Below are 21,481 nucleotides of genomic sequence, written 5' to 3' on the forward strand. Positions count from 1 at the left end.
TTTTAAAATTAAAATCCAATTCAATCTCTTATAAGCTTATAGGTATACTCCAATACAGCATCTCGCCCATTAATCATATCACTAATGCTATTTCTTATTACATAATCCGGCAGTATTCCTCTATCTCTTGGAGTTGCTGTTGTGTGAATAATTTGATTGACTACAGGAATTATAACTCTATTTTTTGAATTCGGTAAAACGAGTGTGAATGTTTCTCCTGCAACAACTTGTGCTGAATTTCCACCAGGTTCTTCTCCTATAAAAAGACTATCTGTATTTGTTTTCATTGAAGAAGCCATCTCTCCAGCTGCAGAAAAGGTATAGGCATTGGTTAAGGTATATATTTTACCACTATACCTTTTCTTATAGGGTTTATGCTCTTTAAATTTAGCACTAGAGCGAAAAACAAAACGACCAAACTTGTTTTGTCTATAATAACCATCATCACCTTTATATAAACCTATTTTAGCAAACGTATTCATCCCAGCTACGTTTTCTTTATATAATTTTTTATTTTCAATTCTATTTGTTATCAGATACGAATCATCAAATAATACGAATGGTTTTTGTGATATATTCCGAAACAGTTCTCTTGATATAATTTCATCTCCTCCTCCATTATCTCTCAGGTCGATTATTAAATGACCTATCTTATTATCTATTATTTTACGAAAGAATCTGTTCAAAATTCCTTTAATCGACGATCCAAATTTTCTAATATCGGAATTCGCACAGGTTTTAATTCGTAGAATGGCAATGTTTCCTTTAATATCAAGTGTAATGGCATCTCCATCATCTTTTGTCCAATAATACCTTATATCTCCATACCGTTCTAACCTATTTTTATCAATTTCAGGAGTTGTCAAAGCTTTTATATTAGTTTTATGAGAATTACCCGAATCATCTGTATAAACCAGCTCATAGTTTTTAGGTGATCCTATGAAATTTATATAAAAGCCAGCAAAGGCTCTTTGTGTTATTCCTTCTGGAAAGGTGGTATTATTCCCATCTCTAGTCCACAAACTTGCCATTTCAAGAAAAAGTTCTGAAGCATTTCGACCATTTATAGTATCTATTCTTACTCCAATAGGTATTGTTCTTCTATCATTAGAATTATTTCTTAGTACATAAAGGAACTCCTTATCCCAATATACATCTATCGGCAGTATAGGTTTTGTAGTGGCTGTAGTCTGATCAAAATCTTCAGAAGGGATTATAATCGTATGCCCATTCTTGATATACCTATGCAAAGAGACTATCCTTCTATAAAACTCAATTGAAGTTAATGGTGTCTTAATTTGAGATTTTACATTTTCAAATGCTCTATCCATCTCATCTTTCGTAGTATAATTATATAAACCTGCATGAATAGATTCCAGGTTATTTTTAAGAATATCTATATCTTCATATAATTTTTCTATTGAAATGTATTCGTTCTTTACCAGTGTCTTATCCTGTGAAAATGAAAAATCGGATACAAGGTTTAGTAGTATTAAAAAAAGGAATGTTTTGAAATTCATAATGCTGATTTATAGGTTTTCTATTAAGAAGTTTCTTTTAATGCTATGAAATACACATCTTCTAAATTGGGGAAAACGCTTTCAAACTCTGCTGTAGGTTTCTCTAACGAATGAACTCTAATTCGTATGGAATTATCTTCGTTATAACTAGATGATAAAACAGTATATTTCTCTTGCATACTTAGTAAATACTTTTTATCAATAGTCATCGTCCAGATTTGGTTTTTAATAGCATTAGTAGCTTCAGAAGGAATTGTTTTTTGAAGAATCTGACCGCCATTCATAATTGCCATATCTGTACATAATTCTTTTACATCTTCTACTATGTGTGTAGAAAAAATCACTGTGTTTTCTGCTCCTACTTCTCTAAGTACATTTAAAAATCTATTACGTTCTGCAGGATCCAATCCGGCTGTAGGTTCATCTACTATAATTAGTTTTGGATTGTTTAATAATAATTGAGCAATCCCAAACCGTTGTTTCATGCCTCCAGAATATCCGCTTACATACTTTTTTCGAACATCATAAAGGTTCGTGAGTTCTAATACTCTTTGTATAATTAAGTTTCTGTCCTTTTTAGAAGCAACTCCTTTTAATATGGCAAAATAATCTAGTAGTTTCTCTGCGGATACTTTTTGATATACTCCAAAAGATTGTGGTAAATACCCTAATAACTTCCTTAGTTTCATAGGGTGATCCAAAATATTGAAATCATTAAATACTATTGAACCAGAATCTGGAGTTTGTAGTGTCGCTATAGTCCTCATTAATGATGATTTTCCTGCGCCATTAGGTCCTAGCAATCCAAACATACCTTTACTTATTTCTAGATGTAGGTTATCAATAGCCACTACTCCATTAGGATAGGTTTTTGTTACATTTTTTATAAGTAAGCTCATCGTTTTAATCTATATTGGTTACAAAATTCGGTTTGAAATTTCTTCACTTTCTGAAAGTTTTCTTTAGGAATTGTTTCTAAAAAAGGAATCTTTTTAGAAAGCTGAATACGATCAACTACTGTCTCAATATTTACCTTACACGTATAATACTTTGTATACAATTTACCTATAGGATATAGCTCTACTAGTACGTTTATAATCATAATAGATAAACAAAACAGAATGTTGATAATAGCTTTCTTCATTATCTATTACACGTGTCAAATCATCAATTGTTACAAGGATTTATAAAGATTCCGTTGAACTGGGCGAAATACCATTTAAACTGGGAGATTAAGACTTCGTAAAATCATCATTAACTGTTACAAATCGTAAAGAGAATCGTCTAATAATCACAACATAACCAGATTGTTATATGAGCAATTCGAAAATCAGAAAGATATTTAGAAACAAGGAAGTTTACTTTCATATAGTATTCTGGGTATTTTATTTTGCCACCATAAATGCTGTTTGGACAAACAATTGGTTTGATAGAAGTCTTAGACCAGGAACGGTATCACAATTTGCAATACTGCTCTTTCCTACATTCTTCTATTTTAATACATCCTGGTTAATACCCAAATATTTAAAAAAAAGAAAGTGGGTGCAGTATATACTTATAACCACGATTATTATTATTCTAATTGAGTGTTTTAGAATTCTTATCTATATGATTTCTAATGGTATTGATACTTCTTTTTACTTAGCGTTTATAAAAGAATTTAGCAGCTATGATAATGTTATTTTTGGAAGGTTAAATCCAATTTTTTTGTGTCTTCAGTTTTCTTTTGCATATCGTTTCACCAGAGATTGGATTCTTAATAATACGCTTATAGATAAACTAAAAGCGGAAAAGACTGAAATGGAGCTTGCTTTTTTTAAATCTCAGGTGAACCCTCATTTCTTATTCAATAATTTAAACACCTTAGATGATTTAATAGATAGAAACCCTAAGCAGGCAAAAGAATACTTACATAAACTATCTAATATGTATCGTTACATATTAACTACATCAGAAAAAGATATTGTAAATCTATGTGAAGAATGGAATTTTATTGATGACTATATTTACCTCTTAAAAGAACGCTATGGAGTATCATATCAATTCATTAAAAAAGATACACCTATACATCTGAAAGATTACTTAATTCCGCCAGCTACATTACAGAGTCTTATAGAAAATGCTGTAAAACACAATCAAGGATCTATTAAAAATCCGCTAATTATTACTATCGAAATTGATCAAAATAAAATCTCTGTTAGTCATAAAAAAAACCTTAAAATGGATGTGAAGCATAGCTTAGGAACTGGATTAGAAAATCTAAAATCCAGGTATCAGATTTTAAGCAGTAAAGAAGTATCTATTATCAATTCGGATATGTTTACTGTTACCTTGCCCTTAATCAAAAATTTATCTTAAAAACTATGGACATTCTTATATTAGAAGATGAGCAACGAGCCGGAGAGAAGTTAATTGACACTATCAAATCGGTTACAAGTCCAGCTACTATTACCTGGAAAAGAAGTATTGTAGAGGCTATTGATTTTTTAAAAACGACACCTTCATTAGATATAATTTTTTCTGATATAGAATTATTAGATGGTAATGTTTTTATGGTATATGATGCTATACAACCGGATTGTCCCATTATATTCTGTACTGCTTATAATACTTTTTACGTAAACGCTTTTAACACCAACGGCATTGCTTATTTACTAAAACCATATACTATCGAATCATTTAATGCCGCCTGGAATAAGTTTTTACTACTTTGTAAAACTAAAAAAGAAGCTATTTCTACGAATGTATTCGACCAATTAAAATATCTACTTGAGCTCGAAAAAAAACAATATAAGTCTACATTTTCTATAAAAAAGAGAGATGGTGTATTTCTATTAAAGGTTGCTGAAATAATGTATTTTCAAGCACAAGGAGATTTTGTTTTGGCAATAGATAAAAATGATAATAAACATATTATTAATAATTCTCTAAAACATATAGAAAATGAGATTGATAAAAACACTTTTTTTAAGATCAATAGAAGTGAAATAATTAACAGAAATAACATTATTAAATACAATCAGCATATCAAAAATAGATTAAGAATAACTTTAAACAACACTGAAACAACACTATACACTTCTAACAGTAAAGCATTCGAATTTAAAAACTGGTTACATCAGTAAGTAGCTTAAAATTATAACTACTTAATACTATTCAATGTACCCTGCATGAATCCATACAACGCATACATTTCTTTTTTACCAACTTCTCTGCCTAATCGTCCTGCAAAATACAATACAAACCAGATGATAAAAAATAAGATCATTGCAATGATAGCATAAAAGTAATCATCTCCTAAACTCATATTGACATACATCCAAATGCCAGCTCCTATAAATGCAGTAGCTACAATAAAATGCGCAAACATAAAAAAGGTCCAGACTGTTGGACTGGGTCCAAAAAGTCCTTTGAGTTTTGATTGATCATCTACATCATAAATTTCTAAATGCAATTGTGGAGACCAAAAGTGTTGATCTTTCTTCGGAATACGTATAAATACATGATGATCGATTCGGCTTATTTTAAAATCCTTGCAGCTTTTACTTTTTTGTTCAAAAGCTTCTAAGGCTTTTTCTGATGGAACATCCAAATCCAGAAAAAATCGTGGTCGCAACACAATGTCTTTTGCAATCTCCATGAATAAGAGTTAAACATCAATGTTAGTATTTTCCTAACTCTTTATTACTGACTTTTATCAGTTTTTAAAATTCACACATAAATTATTCTAAATCTTAACTAATTTAAATTTTATTTTTGAAATTCGGCAAATTACATGCTTGTCAATATCACTTTTTGTATCGAACTTTTTCATCTTTTAGACTATAACAAAGAGCCGCTTTTTTTAATCCAAAAATTCTACCATTCCGTGCTTCATAATTTGCATATAAAGCACCATTTTTTCTAAATGCCTGCTGTATGCCTTCTTCTTTTCCTTTGTTCATATGTAACTTTTTGAAAAGCTCACCCGTGGGATACCATTTCTTTTGTTCTCCATGTGGTTTACCTTTATGGTAATTGAGTTTAGCAATTAGAATATGTGCTGAATCTGAAGCCCATATTTTTTTCTCTCCTTGTAATTTTCCTTTATGATAACTCGTACTATTTTTTAAATGCCCATCAGGATACCATTGCAAAAACTTGTTTTGCTTTCTCCCGTGTAAGATTCCAAATTTTTCTTTCAAATTAGTATCCGGATAATAACTTACAGCGAATCCAGAATAAGGCTGACCGTTTAAAGTCCATACTGATGTTTTACGATCATAGTGCAACGCTGATTTTTCTACTATTGTTTCCGGTATCTCTAAGAATGGATTTGCAGTATCATTTATTAATGGTTTTTCTTTTTGTTCAGAACAACTAATCAATAGCACACACACAAACAAAAATGTCCAAAATATTTTTTTCATTATAGTGATTTTAATTTCAATAATTCACTTAAAAAACAAACCACCTTTCATTAGAAAATGCGAATGGTAATTTCTTTTTAATTAATCATCTCATATAGTACCTACATAATGCTATTAGGAGTGCCTTGCAAATCAACAGCAAAAAGGGCTATGATACTCCCTAAATAAAATTCATTAATGATATGATAATGATAAAACTCTTCTCCATCACTATGTTGTGTTGCTCCAAAATGCCCTCCTGATTCATCTAAATCCGTAGGATAAGAACCATCTATTTCTCTTCTTCCATAAATTAAAAAACCATCTGCCAGGATTCCTACCAATTTTTCATCATCATGAGAAAGTGTTGTGTTTTCTGGAACATCAGAAGACTCTACATGGTAATGATAACCTGAAGGTCCATTGTGAGCTCCTGCATAATCAAATGTTTCTACAATCATTTCTTCTATTGGGTTATTGTTTCCTTCTTGATCATTAAAAATAGGGACTCCTGTTACAGAAATACCAATAGGACCTAGTCCTGTCGCTGTGCTTGTAGCAGCTATTTCTGGTGCAGAAGGAACAGTAACCGAATAACTGCGATCGCCACCAATACGACCAGGAGTCAAGCGAGTGGCCACGACCGGTTCAATATATAGAGGATTCGTTTCCTCCCAGTACGGAGATGTGTGATTAGGCGAACCATTAGATTCAATGGTAATTTCATCACCATCAAAAGAAACAGTGACCGCGTCAGGATTGAATTCATCAAATGCGGATAAGGGGGTGCTGGCTTCCGTAGATGGATCGCCTGTATCATTAGAATCATCTTTACAAGATGAAATAAAAATAATAGTAACTAAAATGAGTAAACCTGTGAATTTTGAGCTTTTCATGTTATTAAGTTTAAATTTAGACATAAGTGTGTGCTATACTTAGACTTAACTATTTAAAAAAGGTTTAATCTAGATTTAGAATTTAATAACTGTATTAGTGTTAATGGATTTGAAATATAGAAAATGATCCGACGAGTGCATTGGAATTAAACCTCGAAACTATATCGTCTCATCGAGTATTCTTCTGAAAAACCTTTATTTTTCATCATCATAGATGGCTAAATTTTTAGAATCATTAACCATTTTATATCCTCCAATAAAATTTTAGAAATTAGCGATTACTTTTCTTTTTTCTTACCTAATGAAATCTTGTAGTCATCTATATTCCCTTTGATCTTTAGATTAAGATACTTTATTTTTTTGTTAGGATCTACTTCTACAATCTCGTCTTCTTGCTCCTCAGTAATAGCAGTAGTATCTTTCTTGTTTCCAAACAATTTCTGCCAAGAAGCTTTTTTTACAGTTTTCCAAGGAATACGTATATAATAATCAATATTTTGATTGTTATCATGGGTACCGGACAATTCCATATGTCCCAAAGTAGACTCGATCCTCATAGCTGGAATAGTAATCTTTCCTTTATTTATATCCAGATTATTTTGTAAAGTATCAAACCGAATATTTTGTAAGTTTTTATCTCCCATATAATCCGAAAGCGCCAACATGGGATCATAATTTTTTAATCTTCCGTTTAATACCTTTACATCCATTTCTAAAGTAGATTGATCCAGATCAGGCACCATATCCGGATATACTCTAATCTTACCTTTAATTCTAGAGGTGAGTTTACCTTGTAAATTCTCTGAAACGAGATGGTCCTGCCCAAAATTTTCGAATTTGAACAGTAATTTATCTAAATCAACATTATTCATAACCAAATCCGGCTGCATATAGATATGTTCTGGATCGCTACCATTAAAATATCCATTTAATCGAATATTTCCTCCTGCTGCATCCATATCTAAGGTATCAACATAAATATAATGATTTGGCGTTGTCCTTAAATCTGCTTTGATATTTTGAAGATCTATTCTATGGTATATAAAATGAGCGACATCTACCTTAAATTGCATGTCTGTAAATGGTAACTCATATACGTTAAAAGCTTCTGCATGTTCTTTTACATCTTCCGTTTTTGAAGTAACGGTCTCTGTTGGTTTCGACGGGCTTAGATCAAACTTAAAAAGTGCATCAAAGTCAATATAATTTGCCTTTAGCGCGAAATAATTATCTCTTTTCTTTATCTGTTGATCATCTCCTAAATAATAGTTTAAATCAAAATTAAAATTGGTGGTTCCTATTTCTCCATGAAAATCTTTTATAACAATATGCTCGTCTTCATAATGGATATTTCCTTTAAAATCGTGAAAACGAAGCGGATGTAATTTCATTTTTGTATCTAACTTGTCTAAAGCAAGATCTATAGAATGTAACGCCGAATCTTTATAATGCATACTAGATGCTACATGCAATGCCAAATCATCAAAGGTTTCGTGTCGGTACTCTTTTGGGACATAATTTTCTCCTTTATACGAAAAGACATCTTCTAGTCTTAACTTATTAGAAGTAAGATTAATATCTAAATCCACATCTCCATTAAGTTTGGGTTGCATCCAAAAAGCATACTCATGTATAAGCCCGTCCAAATGAAAATCACTATCATCTATATATCCTGTAAAATCTACGATTTCTAAATCTTTATCATCGATCAACACATCCGCATGGAAATCATGAAGTTTATGAGGATAATGCTTTAGATCTGCATATAAACTATCGATAAAAAATTCACCCTTCGGTAAATACTTAGACTCTGTAAAATCTTTCGCGGAAGCTTTAAAAGAAAGCCCCAAACTCAGCTCTTTTATTTGCTCATCAAAACCAGTTTTAATCGTGTCTTGTTTTGAAAAACTCGTTAATTCCGCAACATCTAAATATTTAGATGCAATATCTAAGTGAACATCTACCGGAATATTCGTATGATGCACAATAGCCGGTAAGTCCGAAAGAAAGCCACTTACAGATAGATCAGAATTTCCCATCAACATTTCAAACTGGTTCAGGGTTGCTTCCTTACCATTCATGACTAAATGCACATTCAGATCGTGCAAGGGAGCAGGAAGTTCTTTAGCGACTAAACTTAAATCTTTTATAATCAATTCTGTGAAATATGCTTGATTTAGTTTTTCTAATGCTTTTTCAGGCTCGTCAATATCTATAATATCGTGAAAATTCATTTTTAGTGAAACCTCTCCAGAGGTTTCCTGTACTTGCTCTAGCTCAAAAAACTCTGCAATAAAATCGAGATTAAAATTCGAGTTTATTTGCATATTCACTTCTGGAGATTCAAAATTTTTCACAAAAATAGAACCTGCAAATTCTCCTTTTTCCAAAGATGCCGTCATATCTGTTAACGAAAATTCCATGGTACTTGCATCCCTATTTTTTCCATTCGTAAAATGACCATTAAACCCCATATTATCTATCTTTTTTGCTCTTTTGGTATTTTCCAAAAAGGCTTTTCCGGCTCCAAAACTAGCTTTAATAAAAGGTCTGTTTCCTTTATTCGCAGGTCCTTGGATATTGGCATTAAAATAGATTTCACCAGCATTTCTGTATTTCTCTAATACTGGAATGACATCTGTTGGAGCAAAAGCAATCAGCATATCAAAATTTGGTTTTGTTCCTTTTATAGCAAGGTCTAGATCTACATCATTCTTGGTATCTATAGAGCCTTCTAACTCAAAATCACCATTCTCCATAACAATACCAGAAGGTTGTATGTCCAGAATGCCTGTATATTTATTAAATATTACATCCGTATGTACTTCAAAATGTTTATTATGAATAAAGGTAGTATCCCCATCTTTAATGACGTTTAATTCAAAATGGGTATCTATATGCCCCGCGATTACACTATCTTTTTGGCTAAAACCACCTGTACCAGCATACATAAATTTTTCGACATCTGTATTTGTAGCTTCATCTAAGGTGTGGATATCCAGACTTTTAAATCTAATTTTTTTTAGATGAATATTAGTGGATGGAGTTTCTGTTTCAGAAGTGCTGGCTAAAGAGTTTTGAATATTCGTTGTATTATTTTCGTGAATCACAATATTAAAAACACCTTCTTCTATTACTAAAGACTGAATATCATAATCTCCTTTTACCATATCCCATAAGTTAAAACCTATGTATATGTCTTTTACATCCATGATAACGGATGCATTATCTTCTTTAGTTTCTAAAATTTTTACATCATATACTTTTATAGAAATGTATGGGAAATTGCTAAAAAGAGACAATTCACTTTCTCCCACACTAATAAGACCTTTGTGTTCTTTGTTTAGTTTTGCGATCTCTCCTTTGATAATCTCAGATTGATTGCTCTGAATATAAAGCATTAGACTTCCTATTACCAATATTGGAACTAAGATTAGCCCTAATAAAATTCGTTTCCAGAATTTTTTAATCTTCACAGTAGGTTTCTTTAGGTTAGAAAAGATCTTTGACCTTAAAAGTAACGAATTCGTATGATTAAATAGTATGTAGGATACGATTTAATCTTTGGGTTAACCATATTATATGGGTTAGATGTTTTAACTAAATAAATGCTATAGTGTCGTGCCTTTATTAGTTATAGTTATCAGAAACTATTGGGAATGGATGGAATTAAAAATTAGATCTAAACCCTCCGTTGCTAATAATTTACAATTGGTATTCACCACAAACCTATTCTAACCAACATATAAAATAACCTTTGCTTGGTTATTGGATTTAATTCCCCTTCTCTAACTTGCTGATCCAGTCCTGCATTTTTTTAGTAAATTTTATTTGATCTGATTTATTAATCATCTCTAGCATCAGTTTTTTAAATCCTTCAGTCCATTCAATTCCTTCTCGTTTACTTAACAATTCGACTTGATAGGACCAACCCATGGCTCGTCCTTCAATTTTATATTCGATTAATATAAATTCATTTAGCAATTTCGTCCAATGTGGTTCACTCCATTTACCGAAATCAGCCCCATGCATAAAGGAAACAATATTATCTCTTGTTACATCACCTACATACATTGACATCCGGTAAAGAAAGTGGATCATCTTTTCGGTTTCAAGTTTTTTCATTTTTTATATGATTGCTAATGTTTAATAATATCTAGTTATACTAGGATTGAAGTTATCATTGTAACATGCTTTTTATTCTTTTTTGAGAGTATAAATTGGTTTTAAAATCAGTTTGGATTTAGTCAATTCAACAATTTTCAGAGTGTCTTTTGCCAATCCACCCCAATATTTATATTTAATTTCAAGTACAGAGTCAGAAATATTTTTCCAAGTTCCAGATACTATTTCATAATCTATTGGAGGAGTTCCACACCAACCCGAATTTTGTTTACGAATAATAGTTCCGTTTGATATAAATTCGAATCCTGATTTGTCTTTTTTGAATTTACGTTTACTTTCATAAACCAGATTCTCATTTTGATAATCTTTATAAACCCATTTTTGGAATAAAAAATCCGATGACTTTGATTCAGATCCTTGAAATGAAGAAAAGACACCAAACAAAATTAATATCAATATGTAATTCGGAATTTTCATTTTTTATCAAATGTGTTATAAAGTCTCGGCTATGACCAGTGCAGTGGAAGAATTCAGGGAATTTCAAGCCAGCAAAAGTAAAAGTTGAGCAGTTTTTTTAGTCTGTTAGGATAAAAATAAGAAAAAGCTTCTGCGAAAAAACAAATCTGCCATATTAAAGTTAGTACATGCTCCATTATTAATTATAAACATTGTTAGCCGTTGGCTTGTTCTAATTTCCACATTCCAAACTTATTTTCAAATAGTTCGTGTTCCTTATTTGGTTGGTTCTTTTCTTCTGTGATTCTAAAACTTGGCCATTCATGACTTGGAGAGAATGTTTGATTTTCCTTAAGTTCAGGGTTGTCTATTAAAACGAAATAATTAAACGATTTCATTAATATAATGGCATTGTTAAAGTCTTCTCCAACAATTATCGTATCCTTTAATCCTAAATTATGCATTCCACAAGAATAAATGTCTCCTTTTTTATTTGCTATGGAATCTAATACAAACATTTCATAAAGATTGGATTCTTCATAATCAGTTAATAAATCGATCCAGTGCTCTTTATTAAAAGCTTTACCTGTAGATTCAACTTTAATTCCAATTCCACCAGATTTTAAAATAGCTTTTCCCGCCTCTGCAATTTCTTTGGCGCTTTCCAAATTTCCGGTTTCGCCAGATAAATAAATAACAAATTTGTGTTCGTCTATTTCACTTAAATATTCTTCAGATAGTTGATTTGTCATTCCTGCATATTTAAAAGAGGTTTTCATTCTTTCGTCTCTTTCGCAAATTTCCAATTCGAATCCTTTATTAGTTTTCAGGTTCAATAAAACCAAACCAGCAAAAATAAATTCGTTTAAATTCTCTTTCGCAATAGAAGTTACTATATCCTCTCTATTATTCCAAACCCCAGGAATACAAAGAATTGTTTTTGTTTTTTTTGTAATCAATTTGTTTATTTTATCTTTTTTATTAAATATTTTATTATTTTTTGGTGTTTGCGTGCAACGTCTCTCGTATGTTGGATTTGCTTCCCTCAGTTGGTATATCTGCTATAAATAGTGTTATGTGATTTTTTTATTCCAAATCAGCTTATCCGAATCAAATAATTCTGATTTAATTGTTTTAACTTTTCCTTTTTCTTTAAGCAAATTAAGTGCTTGAATCAATTTTGGAGTATTGTCTTTATAATTATGGCTTAATAATTTAAATTCTTTTGTTGTTTCCATATAATACTGAAAGAACCATAAGTCTAATACACCATAATACCCGTCAAATTTTAAATTTATATCTACAACTTGTCCTGTTTTAGAATTAGAAAAACATATATCTCCTCCGTGGAAATCATATCTCCAATTTTTTGATAATTTATTTTTATCAAGTTCTAATGTTTTCTTTATTTCTCGAAATGATTTTTTTGAATCTACAAAACTGTATTCATATTTTTCTTCGAATTCCTTTATGAGTTTTTCAGACGTTAACCTGTAATTTTTAATAGCTTCTTCTAATTCTTTAGAGTTTTTATCAACTTCTAAATCAGAAAACAAGCTATAGATATTATAAAATTTCAAATCTTTAAATTCTCCTTTGTGAATTTCAACATTGAGATTTTGATTAATATTTTTAATATACTTTTTTAAGTTTTTTAGAAACCGGAATTTAAATTTAGAATTATAATCTATTCTTATTCGGTCATTATTTTTCAACTCTTCTTTAATAACTTCTAGAGTAGGCAAATCACTAGTTTTATCACAAAATATGTTTTTTAATTCTCTCATTTTAGAAATTATACATAATGTTTAATATGTGTGTCATAACAGAGTAGAATGTTACCCTGTTTTCGACAAAAACTGTGCAGTGATTGCTAGTTTTCACTTTCAACAAGCATTGCGCCTTATCAAAAATACTAGAATATATTGTACGACAATAGATCTGCCTGAGGCAGACGGGCTATTCGCACGGTATTTTCTTTTTTTTGTTCATTCTTCGGAGAGCTGGTACAACTTTTCTCCATTATCATTCCGAAAAATTACTCAATCCGACGGGCGTGTAGAAATTAGATCGGGATCTTACCGTCTCATCAAGTGAATTAAATTCAACTTTGAGTATTTTTTACTCAATTTTGAGTGTTTTTCATTCGATTTTGAATGTTTTTTGCTCAAACTTGAGTGTTTTTTACTCAAAACCGAATCTTTTTTATTCGAGTGCAAGTGAATTATATTCATAAAAAAACCAAAAAGACTCAATAAAGAATCTTTTTGGTTACTATCGCAGTATTTTCTTCTATTAAACAGTTTATTTTTTAGAAAGCCACATTGCAGCTACTAGTTTGTAACACAAACCTATACTAGACAACATAAAAACAATCCTGTCAAACAAGATTCATTACTCTTTTATCTACTTTCTTATAGTATCCCAAGAGTAACAGACTAACCTTATTTTTATTTTAAAAAGTAAGTTCTAAATCTCCAGAATCCAGACTGATATGACAACAATCGGTACTAACGGTATAAGTACTGCTAATAACTTCCTGGTTATTGATGAACCCTTTAAATCGAATTTGTCGTTCTTGGTTTACACCTAGACTATTGTCATTTACTAAGGGGTATTGTCCTAGTTGTGTTGATGACACGATCTCAGATGAAGAAAGTGATATCGTCATGTCTGTCCCATTTTGGATATTGATTACTTCAAAAGAATCTAAAGCAACAGGATTTTGATTTTGATCTTTTACGGATACTATAATGTTTCTAAATTCTAAAGTACAGACTGTATTTTCACAATCTGAATTAGAATCATCATCATTTTCATTATCGTTATCATTACAAGATATTTGAGCCATTGTTAAAAGTAGCAATAGTACCGCTACAAGTGGTTTGAGTGATGAAGTCATGATTTTATAGATTTTATATTATTAAGATGTAAAAAAAGCTGTATGGTTGCGTTAAAATTGCTAAAAGCAGCCATGTTTTTTCATGCGCTCTCTTTCAATAAGATCTCTTAGAGATGGTAATTATTCGTTTTCATTCTTTACCTGCTAACGCTAGTTTACAACTAGTCTAACTTGCAATTTTAGACACATAAATTTATAAAAAAATCTTATAAATCTTTTACATATTTTGTTCGGTATCGCCACTAGTCATATTTGTCCGTTTCGGGCGGAGACTAGCGGTAACATATTATCTTTTATGTAACCAATCTTCAATAGCATCAAGAAAACCATCGCATCTTTTGTAAGGTAGTTTGTTGTCTTGGAACTCATAAAACCCTCCAGTCTGGCATTCGAAAATATTATGATTACAATTTGGGAATGATTTTATGATCAAGTCTGTATTTTTTCCCATTGTGTTTTCATATAATAATTTGGTTTTTTTCCAATCTACATTCATATCAGTTTCTCCAAATAATGCTAGAACCGGAATTTTTACATTCGATAAGATCTCATCAAAATCTTGGATATAAACTGGCAAACCTGTTTCTTCATCGAGCTCTTCTTTCATAAGAAGTACTTGAAAACCAACATATGCCTCTTTATTCATCTCTCCCATATTCTCTTGAACAAATCGTAACCAAAACGCATTGTTTTGGAGTTCTTGGGTAGCATTCATATAGGTTTCGAAACTTCCGCCAGAGTGAGCTATTTTGATTCCTTTTAACCATTGATCAACAATTACAGTAATGGAATCTTTAGGCAGTCCTTCAATTCTTAAATTTTCTCTTAGAAGGTAGCCAAAGTTTTCTTTATCATCTACACCACTTACCGAAATCCAAAATGCAATATCTTTGTATTCGTTTATGATAATTGGATTTATCCAACCTGCCCTGCTACCTCCATATAAACCAATATTATTAGCTCCTGATATTTGCTTTTCTTTAAGCATATGGATAGCTGCAATAGCTTCGGATGCGCTGTTATAAACGGATTGATTATAATTGAAGGTGCCACCACTTTTTCCACATCCCATCTTATCCCACATATACGTGGCATATCCAGTTTTTACGATTGTTTCTCTTATATCCAAATACCATTCTTGCGCAACGGCATTCGTTTTTCCTGATCCATGAATGATTAACACTATTCCCTTAGGTTTTTGATCTTTCGGAAGATTTAATACACCGTTTAAGGTTACCCCCTCAAACTTAAAATCTAAAATTTGTTTTTTGCTTTGTGCAGGCGAACTGATCACAATCAGGAACAGAATTGTTATGATGACTATTTTTCTCATTTTTCTAGTAACACTTTTCAATTTGCCTCCAATCTTTAGATATAACTAATGATTTAACCTTTAGAAGGTTTCCTAAGTAAGGATACCTATATTTTAATAATGTTACAGTTATGGAAAGAATTACCTATAACTGTCGCTGGTTTGCAACTATTGTGTGTCATAAACCTATGTTAGACATCGAATTCGCTACTAGCCGCACTTGTCCGCCTCGGGCATAGACTAGCGGTAACAGGGGTATCAAGTTTCAGAAAATAAAATAACCAATTGATAACTGAAATACTCCATTTTTATTTTTACCTGAAATACCATCTATATTATTGATATCAGTTAGTCCAAGATTATATCTTGCGCTAAAATAGAGCCCGTTATCAAGTTTATAACCTAAACCAAAATTCACTCCAAAATCTGTTGTTTTAAATAGATCTTTATTCGTATTGGTACCTCCTTTAGTAGAAAGTAAAAAACCAATTTGAGGTCCTGCTTCTAGACTCAATCCTTTGGTCACATAGTACTTTGCAATTAATGGAACATTCAAATAGTTGAGTGCTATAATACCCTCAGAATCCACATCTGAACCATATCCTTGTCCGGAATACATTAATTCTGGTTGCAAAGATAATTTGTCTGAAATTTTAATTTCAGCCATAACTCCCAGATTAAAATCTGTTGTCCAGCCAATTTCAGCGTTATTCCCTTCTGTAAGTGTTGCGAAATTAAGACCTCCTTTTACTCCTAAGTTAAAGTCTTGTGCATTAACATTCAATAATCCTAAAACTGTTAAAACAGTTATTAATACTACTTTTTTCATGAATTTATGTTTTTTGATTTATTCGTGTAAAAGTAGATTTCGAAAGAAAACAAAAAGTTAATTTTGAGATAGAGAAGTATTGAAACGAAGAAATTTTACGAATCAGGACGTTTTTTAAGCTTTCTAAAGGCACCTGCTGTAGTTAGTTTTTACCTTAAATCCGTATGTCTAAGTTAAAAAACAACCATAATACTCATAAGTCTATGGCTGTTATATATGTTATATATTCTTAGTCGAAGTCGCCACTAGTGACACTTGTCCGTCTCAGGCGGAGACTAGAGGTAGCGGGGCTGAGGGAATTGTTTTTTGTAATCTTTAATTTTTGCTAATTACCAAGAATTCTAGTTCTTTAAAAGGTAAATCAACAAAAGTATCTTTCTGCCCCTTATTCTTAATATTGTAGCTATTGATCACATTAGTATTGTTCAGTTTTTTGTCCGAAAAAATATTTTTTGCTTTTTCTAAATTTAAATTTGAAGGTAATTGAATTTCAATCTCTCCTTTTTCAAATTTTATATCCGTAAAATATAAGTTTTTTTCTTGACCACAGTTACAGGAAATTTTCATTGTATCTAATTCTTTAATAAATATGAACTGCTTTTCAAAATAGTTTTTACCAATATTCGCCCATCTTCTTTTTAAAACAATTAATTGATTACTGTTATAAACTTCTTGATTATGGGAAGATTCGACCAACTTTATTCCATTTTCAAGGAAACTAAAAGCTATTACATCATTTTTTTTTAAGTCAAAAATAGTTTGATTTTGAGCACCACAAGATGTGAAAGCAAAATAGAAGCATAAACGGAAAATTATTTTGCTCATTTTTTAGGTTTATATTCAACACCCACAGTACTTAGATTAATTACATTGTATTCTTTCAGTAAAATTTGTTCCAAATCAACGAGTTCATAATCTCCAAGTTTTTCAACCTTATTCTTTTTTAGAACCCCCAGTAAGTATTCTAGCTTGATTGATTTAAAGTTATTTTTGTTAAACTCTTTACCGCCAACTCCTAGATAATGATCTCCATTTTTAAATGGTAGGATGTCAAAATAAAGATTTTTATATTTTGGTAATATCATTTCAATATTCAAAGAGTCATTGCTTTTTGATTTTATTTCGATTTGAAATTTAGAAGCTGGCAAATCTCCACTAAATGATGTGTAAATAAAAAAAACATTCTTATAAAAAAACAACTGACAACTTTTGCATTTAATTTCTTCTATTTCTGAATCCATTTTAATAGCAACAAAAGTACTCTCTTTATCAAATTCTTTAACATCTTGAGCCTTGCAGTTTACTAATAAAAGTGAAATGATAAAAGTTAGAATAGTATGCTTCATCTTTCTGTTTATTTAATTCCTTTAATACCTCTTTCAAGAGATTCTCTTACTATTCCAAATAGTTTTTTGGTTTCTATATTAGAATAGTTGTCTCCTGAACTTTGAAGTTTTGCTATATGAAAATGTCCGGTTGGTAAAGTAGGCTTATTGTCTTTTCTAAGTTTAGCTACACGATAGAATATTTCATTGGATAAATAATCTTGAATTAGTTCTTAACTTTGATAAGATCTGGGTTTTTAGGATCAGTTATTTTGTAAGTCCCTTTTTTGAAAGGGATAGAAATTACAACATCACTCCCGCCGTCAAAAAGTCCCTTGCTATTATATAATTTCAAGGTAATTTTCATTAATCTTTTTTTATATTTAAACATAACAATTACATCATTATATGGCTTTTTTTCTTCGGTGCCTACCCTATGTAATGCAGAATAATAAGAAATTTTAATGACATCGTTTTTTTTATGTAAGATATCAATTGGTAGTATAGAATCTTTCTTCATGATTTCTTTAAAATCATCATTTTCTTTATTTTTTATAAGTTCATAGCTATAACCCTGTAGATACATTTCTACTTCATGCTCGTTGTCTAGAGAAATGAACTTAGTATTAACTTTTTTAAATTGAATCTTATCTTTATCACAGTTAAGAAAATGTAATTTTAAATTAACAGATCGTTCCTCTCCTGTAGGTTGTGAAAATATACTAGATACAAAACAGAAACATAAACAGAAAATTATGAGATATCCTTTCATATGGCAATTCTTTTGATAATTTCTATGGTTACATTTTTAATTATTTCTGATTTTGAAATACTTTTGAGATCTTTAATATGAAAATGACCAACAGGTTTCGAATTACCTTTAAGATCTCTAAATTTCGTAGTTCTATACATTACTTCATTTGAAAGATAATTACTCCCAGAACCCATATTTTTTGTAGAGTTTTGATCATATTCTATTACCTGATCAAAAATTTGTGTTTTTACTTTATTTGTACCAAATTATAGTTTCAAAATGTTTTTGTTATTACTAGTTTATTTGTTTTAGGGTTACTCCATTGTCGTTTAAAGATATCTCGTAAAAGTCTAATTTTTTGAATGGGGCTTGTTTAATTACTGTACTATTTCCTTCTCTTATATAGGCGTTTTTTAAAATTAACTTATTAAGATTTTTATCCGCTAATTCAGAACCTTTAATAGTAAGTTTTGGTTGTTCAAATTGTAATTCATAATGTCCTTTTTGAAATGAAATATCTTTAAAGTAAAAATTAGCCTCTTGACCACAATTACAAGAAATAGCCATTGTATCTTGATTTCTAATGAATAAATATTTTTTGTCGAAATAACGTGATCCATATCCCTGCCATTCTTGAGTAATAATTATAGTTTTTTGTTTATTGTAAACTTCTTTATTTTCTGAGGATTCTATTTCCTTTTTAAATGTGCCGTCTTCGTTATATACTTTTGTATAGAATTTTGCTAACTCAACTTTATAGTTAAATTCAAAAACTATTAAATCTTTGCTGTCTAAATCAATAACCGTTGATTGTGCCTTGCAACTACTAGTTATTAAGAGAATTAAACAATAAATAATTATCCTTTTCATAATTATATGAATTTTATTCCTTCTTTTAATGATTTTTTTATTAGCTCTAATAATATTGATATTTTTGCATTTGAGAAATCTTCATTTATTCTCTCATCTTGTAGTTTTTCAATGTGGAAATGTCCTGTTGGTAAATTTGGCCTTTTATCTTTACGTAATTTTGCTACACGATAAAATATTTCATTTGATAAATAATCACCTCCAGAACCTTCTATTAGCATTTGATTTTTTTGAGGAAATGTGTTTTCAGAATGGTTTATATTATTAAATCTCCAATTCATTTTAACGAGTGGTATATTTGAAAACGCAACTGGTAAGGTGGTTTTTATCCATTCATCATTCGAAACTATTGCCTTAGATTGATTTTCTCTTGTAAAATCTTTATTGTCATTAAACCCTCCTCTTCTTATTGTACTAAACATATCAATTACGTTTTGACCTTTTAAATATTGGCTGATAGTAACTATCATATCGACTTCATCAATTAATTTTTCAATATACTTTTCAATGATTCCTTTCCCTTGCCCTTTATTATTTTCTTGGCTGTCATCAAAATCTGTATATCGTACAGGAACTATTAGGGTTTGTATAAAAGTATTTTCAATATTTTCGTTTCCTAAACTTAAAGCAACACATCCTGAAGGGTTAGATTGTAAAATGTTGAACCCATTTTTATATTTGTGGTCAAAACTATTAAGTAGAAAAGGATCAAACCCAGTTATTAACACCTTTTTCTTATTTCCTGCATTAGAAAAATCAATCCCTGTATAATTCCGGCTTTTTTCTTCAAATAATGTAATAATAGTATCAAGTTCCGTTCCTTTTTTAATAATGGATGTATCAAAGTCAATTTGGTCTTTAAATAAAGGATTGCGTTTGAGCCAAGTTTCCATTTTGTTCCTTGCCCAATATAAAGGTCTATCATCCAGATTTCCTCCCTGCACTTGTTTTACGGCAGCTTCCCAAAGTGCTTTCGCTTTTTCATTGACAAGAGATTTTATTTCAGAAATTGTAATGTCTTGTGTAATTACTTTTTCTATAAACTCATCAACAATACTTTTAATTTTAGAGTTGCCATCTATGAATTTGTTTTCATAGTTCTGTTGTTTATCTTTTTCTCCGCTGTTATTGGTATTGAACAAGCCTATCAATTCCTCATAGTTTCTGCGATAGGTAATTGGTTTCAATTTATGAGTATCGTTTTCTGGCAATGCTTCTTTCTCATCACCACTGTCTAATTTGGCATCAAAAACAAGAGTTAATGCCTCATCTTTATTAATTTCTGTTTGATGAGATTGATAATTATAGTTTTCGATCTCTTCATTGTACCAGTTGGGGTTTAGATATATGGGATCGGAGATGGCTTCGTTTCCTTTAACCGTAAGTGTTTGTTGCAATGCACCTGTGTCATCTTCTATGTCGATATATCCGTCTGCTGTTTTTGCTTTGACTATTACCTCTACATTTTCATTATCAGGAGTATGCTGAGTGATAATTTTTAGTTTTACTTTTTGTCCATAGTACACATCAGTATTGAGTCCATTGGATTGCGAAAGCTGGCTATTGCCCTCTGATAGCCAAAAGGCTTCTTTGATTACAGGTGTTTCTTCTTCTTTTTCCTCTCTAGTTGTTACAGGAATTACTTCTTGAGAAAAAGGATTATTGGGATTTACCGGAGATTCATAAATAGAATTTCTGATTTCCATGATTAGTGCGCTAATTTGTATATCCAATACCAGGTTGGCTTTTCCGTCGCTACTGTAATGAGTTGTAACTAGTACTATATATGCATTAGCGAATTTAAGATCAAATTCTTTTTGTAGGCCATCGCGTTTAAAGAAACGAATATGTCCTTTTATTTTTTCGTCAGGAGAAATAACAGCTCCATAAATTCCTGATTCGTCTGATGTTGCTTGTAAAGAAGCATTAATTTTGCCCCCAAACACCCTACTATTTGGACGATTAGAATAGTCTACGTTTTGATTAAATTGATAATCTGCATCTAATAAAGGATATTCTTTGTCAAAAATAAAGAGGGTAGCTTTGAAGCTCATTTTTGGTTATTTGGATTATAAAAATAAACATTTTCTCGTTCTGGTTGGCT

At 30.7% G+C, this 21,481-nt stretch carries 21 protein-coding genes; 2 read left to right on the plus strand and 19 right to left on the minus strand.

What is annotated here, in order from left to right; translation table 11 throughout:
* Positions 1-20: 20 nt before the first annotated feature.
* Together Q0829_RS18365 and Q0829_RS18370 are read right to left on the minus strand one after the other, a co-directional pair.
* The gene (locus tag Q0829_RS18365; RefSeq protein WP_298545869.1) at positions 21-1,520 is read right to left on the minus strand and encodes a S41 family peptidase; all 1,500 of its coding nucleotides are present in this window, start codon (positions 1,518-1,520) and stop codon (positions 21-23) included.
* A 23-nt stretch (positions 1,521-1,543) separates the two neighbouring features.
* The gene (locus tag Q0829_RS18370) at positions 1,544-2,419 is read right to left on the minus strand and encodes an ABC transporter ATP-binding protein (protein WP_298545871.1); all 876 of its coding nucleotides are present in this window, start codon (positions 2,417-2,419) and stop codon (positions 1,544-1,546) included.
* 415 nt (positions 2,420-2,834) lie between these two features.
* Here Q0829_RS18370 and Q0829_RS18375 point away from each other — a divergent pair, with 415 nt between their 5' ends.
* Both Q0829_RS18375 and Q0829_RS18380 read left to right on the plus strand, forming a co-directional pair.
* Complete coding sequence (locus Q0829_RS18375; protein WP_298545872.1) at positions 2,835-3,878, plus strand: histidine kinase; 1,044 nt, start codon at positions 2,835-2,837, stop codon at positions 3,876-3,878.
* A 5-nt stretch (positions 3,879-3,883) separates the two neighbouring features.
* Complete coding sequence (locus Q0829_RS18380) at positions 3,884-4,645, plus strand: LytTR family DNA-binding domain-containing protein (RefSeq protein ID WP_298545874.1); 762 nt, start codon at positions 3,884-3,886, stop codon at positions 4,643-4,645.
* 17 nt (positions 4,646-4,662) lie between these two features.
* Here the strand turns inward: Q0829_RS18380 and Q0829_RS18385 are convergent, their stop codons facing one another.
* From Q0829_RS18385 to tssD, 17 genes are all read right to left on the minus strand, one after another.
* A complete protein-coding gene (locus Q0829_RS18385; RefSeq protein ID WP_298545876.1) occupies positions 4,663-5,160 on the minus strand; it encodes a GTP-binding protein in 498 nt (165 codons plus the stop codon).
* A 148-nt stretch (positions 5,161-5,308) separates the two neighbouring features.
* Positions 5,309-5,929 carry a hypothetical protein gene (locus tag Q0829_RS18390; protein WP_298545877.1) on the minus strand — a complete coding sequence of 207 codons (621 nt, stop codon included), beginning with the start codon at positions 5,927-5,929 and terminating at the stop codon, positions 5,309-5,311.
* A 101-nt stretch (positions 5,930-6,030) separates the two neighbouring features.
* Positions 6,031-6,804, minus strand: coding sequence for a YHYH protein (locus Q0829_RS18395; RefSeq protein ID WP_298545879.1), 774 nt, complete (start codon positions 6,802-6,804; stop codon positions 6,031-6,033).
* A 278-nt stretch (positions 6,805-7,082) separates the two neighbouring features.
* Complete coding sequence (locus tag Q0829_RS18400; protein ID WP_298545881.1) at positions 7,083-10,280, minus strand: AsmA-like C-terminal region-containing protein; 3,198 nt, start codon at positions 10,278-10,280, stop codon at positions 7,083-7,085.
* Positions 10,281-10,578: 298 nt separating this feature from the next.
* Positions 10,579-10,929, minus strand: coding sequence for a hypothetical protein (locus tag Q0829_RS18405; protein WP_298545883.1), 351 nt, complete (start codon positions 10,927-10,929; stop codon positions 10,579-10,581).
* A gap of 72 nt (positions 10,930-11,001) precedes the next feature.
* Positions 11,002-11,406 (minus strand): hypothetical protein, encoded by a 405-nt coding sequence (locus Q0829_RS18410; RefSeq protein ID WP_298545885.1) that lies wholly within the window; start codon positions 11,404-11,406, stop codon positions 11,002-11,004.
* A gap of 194 nt (positions 11,407-11,600) precedes the next feature.
* The gene (locus Q0829_RS18415) at positions 11,601-12,344 is read right to left on the minus strand and encodes a hypothetical protein (protein WP_298545887.1); all 744 of its coding nucleotides are present in this window, start codon (positions 12,342-12,344) and stop codon (positions 11,601-11,603) included.
* Between the two features lie 114 nt (positions 12,345-12,458).
* Positions 12,459-13,172 carry a hypothetical protein gene (locus Q0829_RS18420; protein WP_298545889.1) on the minus strand — a complete coding sequence of 238 codons (714 nt, stop codon included), beginning with the start codon at positions 13,170-13,172 and terminating at the stop codon, positions 12,459-12,461.
* Positions 13,173-13,840: 668 nt separating this feature from the next.
* Positions 13,841-14,287 (minus strand): hypothetical protein, encoded by a 447-nt coding sequence (locus Q0829_RS18425; protein ID WP_298545890.1) that lies wholly within the window; start codon positions 14,285-14,287, stop codon positions 13,841-13,843.
* Positions 14,288-14,573: 286 nt separating this feature from the next.
* Positions 14,574-15,620 (minus strand): alpha/beta hydrolase, encoded by a 1,047-nt coding sequence (locus Q0829_RS18430; protein ID WP_298545891.1) that lies wholly within the window; start codon positions 15,618-15,620, stop codon positions 14,574-14,576.
* A gap of 244 nt (positions 15,621-15,864) precedes the next feature.
* Positions 15,865-16,428 carry a porin family protein gene (locus Q0829_RS18435; RefSeq protein ID WP_298545892.1) on the minus strand — a complete coding sequence of 188 codons (564 nt, stop codon included), beginning with the start codon at positions 16,426-16,428 and terminating at the stop codon, positions 15,865-15,867.
* Positions 16,429-16,743: 315 nt separating this feature from the next.
* Positions 16,744-17,253, minus strand: coding sequence for a hypothetical protein (locus Q0829_RS18440; RefSeq protein ID WP_298545893.1), 510 nt, complete (start codon positions 17,251-17,253; stop codon positions 16,744-16,746).
* On the minus strand, positions 17,250-17,774 hold the full coding sequence (locus Q0829_RS18445; protein ID WP_298545895.1) for a hypothetical protein: 525 nt from the start codon (positions 17,772-17,774) through the stop codon (positions 17,250-17,252). The genes Q0829_RS18440 and Q0829_RS18445 overlap by 4 nt, the downstream gene beginning before the upstream one ends.
* 205 nt (positions 17,775-17,979) lie before the next feature.
* Positions 17,980-18,525, minus strand: coding sequence for a hypothetical protein (locus Q0829_RS18450; protein ID WP_298545896.1), 546 nt, complete (start codon positions 18,523-18,525; stop codon positions 17,980-17,982).
* Positions 18,522-18,665, minus strand: a complete 144-nt coding sequence (locus Q0829_RS18455) for a hypothetical protein (RefSeq protein WP_298545897.1) — start codon at positions 18,663-18,665, stop codon at positions 18,522-18,524. Before Q0829_RS18455 ends, Q0829_RS18450 begins: the two co-directional genes overlap by 4 nt.
* A gap of 136 nt (positions 18,666-18,801) precedes the next feature.
* A complete protein-coding gene (locus tag Q0829_RS18460) occupies positions 18,802-19,377 on the minus strand; it encodes a hypothetical protein (RefSeq protein ID WP_298545898.1) in 576 nt (191 codons plus the stop codon).
* 2 nt (positions 19,378-19,379) lie between these two features.
* Positions 19,380-21,431: a type VI secretion system tube protein TssD gene (gene tssD, locus Q0829_RS18465; RefSeq protein WP_298545900.1), complete on the minus strand. Its 2,052-nt coding sequence runs from the start codon at positions 21,429-21,431 to the stop codon at positions 19,380-19,382.
* Between the last annotated feature and the right edge of the window lie 50 nt (positions 21,432-21,481).

Source organism: uncultured Aquimarina sp. (assembly GCF_947492405.1).
Taxonomy (GTDB): domain Bacteria; phylum Bacteroidota; class Bacteroidia; order Flavobacteriales; family Flavobacteriaceae; genus Aquimarina.

Bases quoted from the DNA above. Each gene is read 5' to 3' on its own strand.
- Q0829_RS18380 (WP_298545874.1), top strand. From the start codon at position 3,884: ATGGACATTCTTATATTAGAAGATGAGCAACGAGCCGGAGAGAAGTTA.
- Q0829_RS18440 (WP_298545893.1), bottom strand. From the start codon at position 17,253: ATGAGCAAAATAATTTTCCGTTTATGCTTCTATTTTGCTTTCACATCT.
- Q0829_RS18435 (WP_298545892.1), bottom strand. From the start codon at position 16,428: ATGAAAAAAGTAGTATTAATAACTGTTTTAACAGTTTTAGGATTATTG.
- Q0829_RS18450 (WP_298545896.1), bottom strand. From the start codon at position 18,525: ATGAAAGGATATCTCATAATTTTCTGTTTATGTTTCTGTTTTGTATCT.
- Q0829_RS18460 (WP_298545898.1), bottom strand. From the start codon at position 19,377: ATGAAAAGGATAATTATTTATTGTTTAATTCTCTTAATAACTAGTAGT.
- Q0829_RS18370 (WP_298545871.1), bottom strand. From the start codon at position 2,419: ATGAGCTTACTTATAAAAAATGTAACAAAAACCTATCCTAATGGAGTA.
- Q0829_RS18395 (WP_298545879.1), bottom strand. From the start codon at position 6,804: ATGAAAAGCTCAAAATTCACAGGTTTACTCATTTTAGTTACTATTATT.
- Q0829_RS18405 (WP_298545883.1), bottom strand. From the start codon at position 10,929: ATGAAAAAACTTGAAACCGAAAAGATGATCCACTTTCTTTACCGGATG.
- tssD (WP_298545900.1), bottom strand. From the start codon at position 21,431: ATGAGCTTCAAAGCTACCCTCTTTATTTTTGACAAAGAATATCCTTTA.
- Q0829_RS18365 (WP_298545869.1), bottom strand. From the start codon at position 1,520: ATGAATTTCAAAACATTCCTTTTTTTAATACTACTAAACCTTGTATCC.
- Q0829_RS18425 (WP_298545890.1), bottom strand. From the start codon at position 14,287: ATGACTTCATCACTCAAACCACTTGTAGCGGTACTATTGCTACTTTTA.
- Q0829_RS18445 (WP_298545895.1), bottom strand. From the start codon at position 17,774: ATGAAGCATACTATTCTAACTTTTATCATTTCACTTTTATTAGTAAAC.
- Q0829_RS18455 (WP_298545897.1), bottom strand. From the start codon at position 18,665: ATGTATAGAACTACGAAATTTAGAGATCTTAAAGGTAATTCGAAACCT.
- Q0829_RS18410 (WP_298545885.1), bottom strand. From the start codon at position 11,406: ATGAAAATTCCGAATTACATATTGATATTAATTTTGTTTGGTGTCTTT.
- Q0829_RS18430 (WP_298545891.1), bottom strand. From the start codon at position 15,620: ATGAGAAAAATAGTCATCATAACAATTCTGTTCCTGATTGTGATCAGT.
- Q0829_RS18420 (WP_298545889.1), bottom strand. From the start codon at position 13,172: ATGAGAGAATTAAAAAACATATTTTGTGATAAAACTAGTGATTTGCCT.
- Q0829_RS18385 (WP_298545876.1), bottom strand. From the start codon at position 5,160: ATGGAGATTGCAAAAGACATTGTGTTGCGACCACGATTTTTTCTGGAT.
- Q0829_RS18390 (WP_298545877.1), bottom strand. From the start codon at position 5,929: ATGAAAAAAATATTTTGGACATTTTTGTTTGTGTGTGTGCTATTGATT.
- Q0829_RS18375 (WP_298545872.1), top strand. From the start codon at position 2,835: ATGAGCAATTCGAAAATCAGAAAGATATTTAGAAACAAGGAAGTTTAC.